Origin of the sequence: Corynebacterium flavescens, from assembly GCF_008693105.1 — a bacterium.
Taxonomy (GTDB): domain Bacteria; phylum Actinomycetota; class Actinomycetes; order Mycobacteriales; family Mycobacteriaceae; genus Corynebacterium; species Corynebacterium flavescens.
Genome location: NZ_VXKK01000034.1, coordinates 58,757 through 65,309, shown reverse-complemented (window position 1 = coordinate 65,309; position 6,553 = coordinate 58,757). Strand labels below are relative to the sequence as shown.

Genomic DNA, 6,553 nt, shown 5'->3' with positions numbered 1-6,553 from the left:
GCCATCGTTGGTGTCCTTTCGAGGATGTGTAGGAGCTGAGTCGAAAGGTACCGCGGTGGTCTCCTTGCTGGTCGGCAAGGGGGGGTTCACCAGGCGGTAGCTGTACACCACACTATTGGACGCAACCAACCTGCTGCCGCCTTCGGCGCGGCAGCTTTTAGACAATTACAACCATTGTCCAGTAGCTGGCGGGGATGCACAACTTATCCGAGGCTGCCTATTGAGGAATGGAAGGCCTATCAAGTGGGCGTGATACGAGAGGTAGAAAGAGGATAATTACACATTTGTGAGCTATTATCAGGAAAAGATGGGGCATTCTGCTCCCGTTCTATTGTCCACGTGAAGGTAGGGTACCCAAGTATGCAGCTGCCTAATTTCGACGAGAACTCCACCAACCTCAGCGAGTTGGTGGAGGCTTTCGAGGTCTTTGAGTATCGCGAGGAACACCTGCTGAACCAAGGCCTCTTGTTCGGGGTATTCGCCAGCTAGAGCGGTGCCATAAAAAGATCTGGAGCCTCAACTAGTCATAACAAGGGGATTAGCACTTCGTTTGCTGAGCCCTGAATCCTTTTAATCCACAGAGAGGATGCGCGCTCCTAGAGCTTCCGCACTCCTTGAGGAATCGAAGGCATCCGCAGCTTTATGAGTGATATGTCGAATGTGGAGCGAAAAGCGACACGTTTCTTCAATATGTCAGTCTTTTAAACATATGAAGGGCTCTCACAAAGCCGGATAGTTAATCGAAGCGCTCGAACCATGTCTCGCTGACTGTGGGTTGGAGAGTAACTCCGGATTCGCCATCGTCTCGAATTAATTCTGCTAGGCGGTCACCGTTAATCAGATCAACAGTCGGAGAGGCGGCATTAGCTGCTTTGCGCGCGGCCTCGGTGAATCTACTCAGTGTCACCAGAATCGCGCGTTCTGCGCCTTTAGTTTGTGCGTCTCTTTGAAACAAAGCGACCGTTTCGCGCCCAATCGGCTTACCTTGTGGGGCATACCGTTTTACTTGAACGGCAACACGCGAAGATAGCACGGGACTCAATGGCGTTGTGCCGATCCCGTCGATACCCTCATCACCACTTCCGCCCATATGGGTGAGCTGGAGACCATAGCGACGTAAGAGATAGAGCACAAACTTTTCAAAGCCCTCAGGGCTAAGTCGATGAAGTCGGTCGAGGAGTTGAGCCTTCCATTCTGACCCAGTCGCATCTTTGTCTGATTCTGTATCGGCTAACACCTCGGCCGAAGGCTGAGAATCCTCTATCTGGCGTGAAGAGTTCTGCGCCGAATCACTGAGCTTCCTTTGTCGTTGTTGACGGTAGTAATCTCGATCCAGGTCGCGGACTTTCTCTAATGCCTTTTCTTCTGGTAATTGAAGTAGACCTTCGCCCAGTTTCGTAATCAGATACATGCCCCTTGTCGGTTGCTCCAAGGCTCCAATTAGCTTTGCCATTGAACGGGCCCAAGCGACGCGCTCGGGGAGAACCGCAACACTTGGCCGCTTAGGGTATGTGATCTCTAGAAGTGACTCCGAGTTCGGGTAGTGCTCGATGACATAGTCAACAATCTCACCTGACTCAGCCGAACCTCCTAGGCTAGCGACTGCTTGGAGAGCGGGTATCACTAGTTCCTGGTGTGTTGGAATTCCCTGATCAGTGAAGGATGCTGAGTTCTTCTCGGGCGACATAGAGTTTATTATTTCTTGTCGTGTCAGCTGGCAGCTTTCAGGGGGCAAGAGGCTGAAACGCCGCAACGTGCACGCGCGACTGGGGCTCGCAGTCGTGGAGGGTTACTAACCCTGCCGCGCCGCCACGAGCTTTTGCGTATAGGGATGCTGCGGGTCACCGAGGATGTCGGCGGTGTTACCGCGCTCGACAATGGTGCCGTTGTTGATGACGAGAACACTACTGCATACCTGCTGCACCACGGCCAGGTCGTGGGAGATGAAGATGAGGCTCAGGCCGTGGTTCTCCACTAGGCGGTCGAGTAGGGCGAGTACTTGCGCGCGCACTAGGACGTCAAGGGCGGAGACTGCCTCGTCGGCCAAGAGGATATCGGGTTCGCCGATGATGGCGCGGGCGATAGAGATGCGCTGGCGCTGGCCCCCGGAGAACTCGTGGGGGAAGCGGTCGAGGCTATCGGCAGGCAGGCCAACCTCCTCCAGCAGACGCGAAACCTTGGCCCTATCGCTTGTGAGTTTCTTGCCCGTATTCGGGATGCCCTCGGCGATGGTCTTCCAGATGGGCAGGCGCGGATCCAGCGAGCCCTGCGGATCCTGGAAAACCACCTGCACGCGTCCCTCCACCGAGATGGTGCCGGAGGTCGGCTCATCCAGGCCGGCAATGAGCTTGAGGGTGGTGGTCTTGCCCGAGCCAGAGCCGCCAACAATGCCTAGGCGTTCGCCGCGGCGCAGGGTGAAGGTGACATCGTCAAGCGCGTGGGTGGTGCCGAAGTGCTTGGCGACGCCGTCTAGTTCAACCAGAGGATCCCCCACCGGGCGAGGCGCAGCGGGGGCAGCGGGGCGCGAGGCGGCGATAAGCTGGGCGGTGTAATCCTGCTGCGGGTTATCGAGTACCTCGGAGGTAGACCCCGACTCGATGAGTTGCCCCTGGCGCAGGACAAGCACGCGCGAGCACATCCGCGCGATGACGCTCAAATCGTGGGTGATAAAAAGCACCGCGGTGCCCTTCTGCGCGGCGAGGGAGGCGATGAGATCGAGGATCTCTTGTTCAGTCGTGGCGTCGAGCGCCGTGGTGGGCTCGTCGCAGATGAGCAGCTTCGGGGAGCGTGCCATGGCCATCGCGATGAGGACGCGTTGGCGCTGTCCGCCGGAGAGCTCGTGGGGATAGCGTGGGGACAGTGCGGGATCCAAGCCGACCTCGCGTAGGCTGGCCGCTCTGTCGTTGCTTCCGGCCAGCTCGAGCTGCTTGCCCACCCGCATCAGCGGATCGAGCGCACTCATAGGCTCCTGGAAGACCATGGCCATCTCACTGCCGCGCAGCGGGCGTACCCGGCGATCCGGCAAGCCGATGAGCTCGCGCTCCTCAAGCGCAATGGAGCCCTGCGCACGCAACTGCGGGGGGAGCAGGCCCATGATGGACAGAGCCGTCAGGGACTTGCCCGAACCGGATTCACCGATGATCCCGAGGTTGTCCCCGGGTGCCAGATCGAAGCTTAAGGGGCCGAGGAGCCCGCCGATGCGTAAATCCTGGACGTGGAGCAGGCTCATTTCTTATCTCCTTTGAGGCGAGGATCGCTAAAGTCACGCAGGGCATCGCCCAGCAGGTTGCAGCCAAGGACCGCGCCCGCGATGGCCAAGCCAGGCCACAGCGCCTGGAGCGGATCGCTGCCCAGAAGCGATTGGGCATCCTGGAGCATGCGGCCCCACGAGGCGGTGGGAGGTGTGGCGCCCAAGCCCAGGTAGGACAGACCGGCCTCAGCAAGGATGGCCAGTGCGGCAAAGATAGTGGCCTGGACGATGACGAGGCCCGCGATATTGGGGGCCACGTGGCGCAGCGCGATGCGCCATTCCGGAATGCGGGAGACACGCGCGGCGGCGATATAGTCCTGGGTGATGGCCTGGAAGGTTCCGGAGCGGGCTACGCGCGCGAAAGCTGGGATGCCGGCCACGCCGATGGCTATCATCGCCGTGATGGAAGATGGCCCCCAGATAGCGCCGGCGATAATCGCCAGCAGCAGTGCGGGAAAGGCCAGCAGGAGGTCTGAGCCGCGCATGATGACGTGGTCAATGAAGCGACCGCGCTTCATGCCGGCCCACACGCCGAGCGGCACGCCGATGAGGGCGGCGATGAATACTGCGACGAGGCTGACTAAGACGGTAATCTGGGCCCCTGCCATGATGCGAGAGGCAATGTCGCGGCCGAAGCGGTCGGTGCCCAGCACATGGTGAAGGGAAGGATCAGCCAGGCGTACCGCCGGCTGGGCCAGGTTGGGATCATAGGGGGTCCACACGAGGGATAGGACCGCCACCGCGACGGTGAGGCCGACGAGGATGGAGCCAAAACGTAATTGATTCATCGCTGTGCCGCCTTCAAGCGTGGGTCGACGAGGCGATATGCCACGTCCGTGAGGAGGTTGAGGAGCAGGGTAAAGGCCACGAGCAGCATGACAAGCGTCTGCACCGTCGTGAGATCGCGGACCGAGACTGCCTGCAAGAGCATGCTGCCCAGCCCCGGGATGACGAAGACCGATTCGATGACCACCGCGCCAATGACCAAGGTGGTTAGCTGTACCCCGATGACGGTGAGCACGGGCAGGGAGGCGTTGCGCAGCCCATAGCGCAGTAAGGCCTCGCGCCGTGACTGGCCCAGAGCACGGGCGGTGCGGATGTAGTCCTGGTTCATGACATCGACTATCGCCGAGCGCACATAGCGGGTGAGCATCGCACCTTGTACAAGGGCGAGGGAGACCACAGGTAGCACCAAGTGCGCGAGGAACTGCCCGAAGCCCTGGTTGGGCGGGACCCAGCCATTGGCAGGAAGCCACCCTAGGCGCACGGCGAAGATGGCGACAAGCAGGATACCGACGAGGAAGCTGGGGACCGCGATGCCCAGTTGCGTGATACCGGAAACGAAGGCATTGGGGCGCTGTGCCAGCCACATGCCGGCGGGGATTGCCACTGCCAGCGCCAGCACCATTGCGGCGACGATAAGGATGAGAGAGACCTGAACGCGATCCCACACCAAGGGGGTGATGTCTTGTTGGGAGGCTAGCGAGACGCCGAAGTCTCCGCGCAAGAATCCACCGAACCACTCGAAATACTGTGCCAGCAGGGGGCGGTCCAGCCCCAGCTGGGTGGAGAGCTCAGCGACGGCCTCGTCGGTGGCGTTGACGCCGAGGCTCACGCGCGCCGGGTTGCCCGGCACTGCGCGCATGAGCACGAAGATGATGACAGAGGCCAGCCAGAAGCTCAGCAGGAAGCGCGCGAGGGAGCTGCCCCACGAAGAAGGTGTTCTCATGCCTGCTCCTTTTTCAGCTCGTGGAGGTCGATGCCGTCGGTGACCATATCGGGTTTAAGCCCCGACACCCCCTCGCGCGTGAGCACGATATTGGGCATATTCATCAGGGTATAGGCACCCGCATCAGCCATGATGTTATCCACGGCCTGCTCCATCAGGGGAGCGTAGTCCGCGGGCTGTGCAGCATCGGCGGTGGCGAAGTATTCCCGAGTCTTCTCGGAGTCATAGCCGAGGTAGTAGGAGGGATTACCAAAAAGCGTGGTGATATCCCGCGGCTCGACGTGGGCCACCAGTGACATCTGGTAGTCCTTGGCGCCCATCACTTGGCCTAACCAGAGCGCGGGGAACTCGGCGGATTCTAGCTTCACGTCAAAGCCGATGGCGCGCAGCTGCGAGTAGAGCAGCTCGGAAAGCGTCTGAGCATAGGGCAGGGTGGGCGTAGTGATGCGCAGCTGCGTGCCTACCGCGCCGGCCTCCTCCATGAGGGCGCGAGCGCGCTCTGGATCGTAGGGGTAGTACTCGTCGCCCTTGAACCAGGGATCGGTGGGGGACACGGGCGCACCGCCGGTGTCTTTGGCCATTCCATCCCAGAGGACTTGGTTCGCCGCGTTGCGGTCAATCCCATAGGCCACGGCGCGGCGCACGCGGGGATCGTCAAAAGGCGCGGCCTGGTTATTCATCGAAAGCAAAAGCTCGCCGTTGGTGGTGCCACGCATGGTGGTGATTCCGGCTCCCAGGTTATCGAGGAGTTCTGGGTTCTGGACGGCCCACACCACATCGATGCCGCCGGCCTTAAGCGCGTTGACGGAGGAGATGGTGTCCGGGAAGTATTGAATGGTGACGTCTTGGGCAGCTGGCGTACCCCAGTAATCAGGGCGCACTGCTAGTGCCAGGTATTCGCCGGGGGCAAAGGACTCGACCTGGAAGGGGCCTGTGCCTACAGGCGCGGAGGCGAGTTTATCCACCCCGTTGGGGGTCATCATGGCCCCAGTGGCCGTGCCCATGGACCACAGCCAGCCGTTGGAGCGTGCGGAAACCGTGACCTTGAGCGTGTGCTTGTCTAACGCGACTGCTGAGGCCACTGGCTTCATCTGCGCGGAGATCGCGTTGGTCCAGGATTCCTTGACGTAGTCGATGGAAAAGGCGGCGGTGTCAGCCGTGAACTCGTCCCCGTTGCTGAAGGTGACGCCCGGGCGCAGGTGGAAGATGTATTCGGTGGCATCGTCGTTGAGGTCCCAGGATTGCGCGAGGCCGGGGATGATGTCTCCGCTGGCGGGATCGATGCGCACCAGCGTTTCATAGACGTTATTCATCAAGGCGGCAGGGATGGCCGCGCCGCCGACGTTGGTGAAGTCGAGGGAAGTCGCCGCAGCCGTGGTGGCCACGGTGACGGCAGCGGTGTCTCCCTTTGCTTCCTTGACCGCGGTGTGTCCCGCTGAGCATCCGCTGAGGCACGCGGCCGTGGCCAGCGCGGTGACCGCCCGTGCGACCCGAGTTCTATTCATGGAAGCAGGTTAGACGGTGGGGGTGGCCGGGGGGAAACGGACGGGTGTAACCGCCTTAACGGGGGTGAA

The 6,553-nt window shown here is 60.8% G+C and carries 6 protein-coding genes; 1 reads left to right on the top strand and 5 read right to left on the bottom strand.

Annotated elements, in window-relative coordinates:
• The first annotated feature begins 360 nt into the window (after positions 1–360).
• Positions 361–489: a hypothetical protein gene (locus tag F4V60_RS12875; RefSeq protein WP_255312476.1), complete on the top strand. Its 129-nt coding sequence runs from the start codon at positions 361–363 to the stop codon at positions 487–489.
• Positions 490–736: 247 nt separating this feature from the next.
• On the opposite strand, the gene F4V60_RS08860 is transcribed toward F4V60_RS12875, so the two are convergent.
• The 5 genes from F4V60_RS08860 to F4V60_RS08840 all read right to left on the bottom strand — a co-directional run bounded on the left by F4V60_RS08860 (position 737) and on the right by F4V60_RS08840 (position 6,484).
• Entirely contained in the window at positions 737–1,687 is a 951-nt protein-coding gene (locus F4V60_RS08860) for a restriction endonuclease (protein ID WP_075730249.1), read from the bottom strand.
• Positions 1,688–1,792: 105 nt separating this feature from the next.
• Positions 1,793–3,229 (bottom strand): ATP-binding cassette domain-containing protein, encoded by a 1,437-nt coding sequence (locus F4V60_RS08855; protein ID WP_075730248.1) that lies wholly within the window; start codon positions 3,227–3,229, stop codon positions 1,793–1,795.
• On the bottom strand, positions 3,226–4,038 hold the full coding sequence (locus F4V60_RS08850; RefSeq protein WP_075730247.1) for an ABC transporter permease: 813 nt from the start codon (positions 4,036–4,038) through the stop codon (positions 3,226–3,228). The genes F4V60_RS08855 and F4V60_RS08850 overlap by 4 nt, the downstream gene beginning before the upstream one ends.
• Positions 4,035–4,979 carry an ABC transporter permease gene (locus F4V60_RS08845; RefSeq protein WP_075730246.1) on the bottom strand — a complete coding sequence of 315 codons (945 nt, stop codon included), beginning with the start codon at positions 4,977–4,979 and terminating at the stop codon, positions 4,035–4,037. The genes F4V60_RS08850 and F4V60_RS08845 overlap by 4 nt, the downstream gene beginning before the upstream one ends.
• A complete protein-coding gene (locus F4V60_RS08840; RefSeq protein WP_075730245.1) occupies positions 4,976–6,484 on the bottom strand; it encodes an ABC transporter substrate-binding protein in 1,509 nt (502 codons plus the stop codon). Before F4V60_RS08840 ends, F4V60_RS08845 begins: the two co-directional genes overlap by 4 nt.
• Positions 6,485–6,553 lie beyond the last annotated feature (69 nt).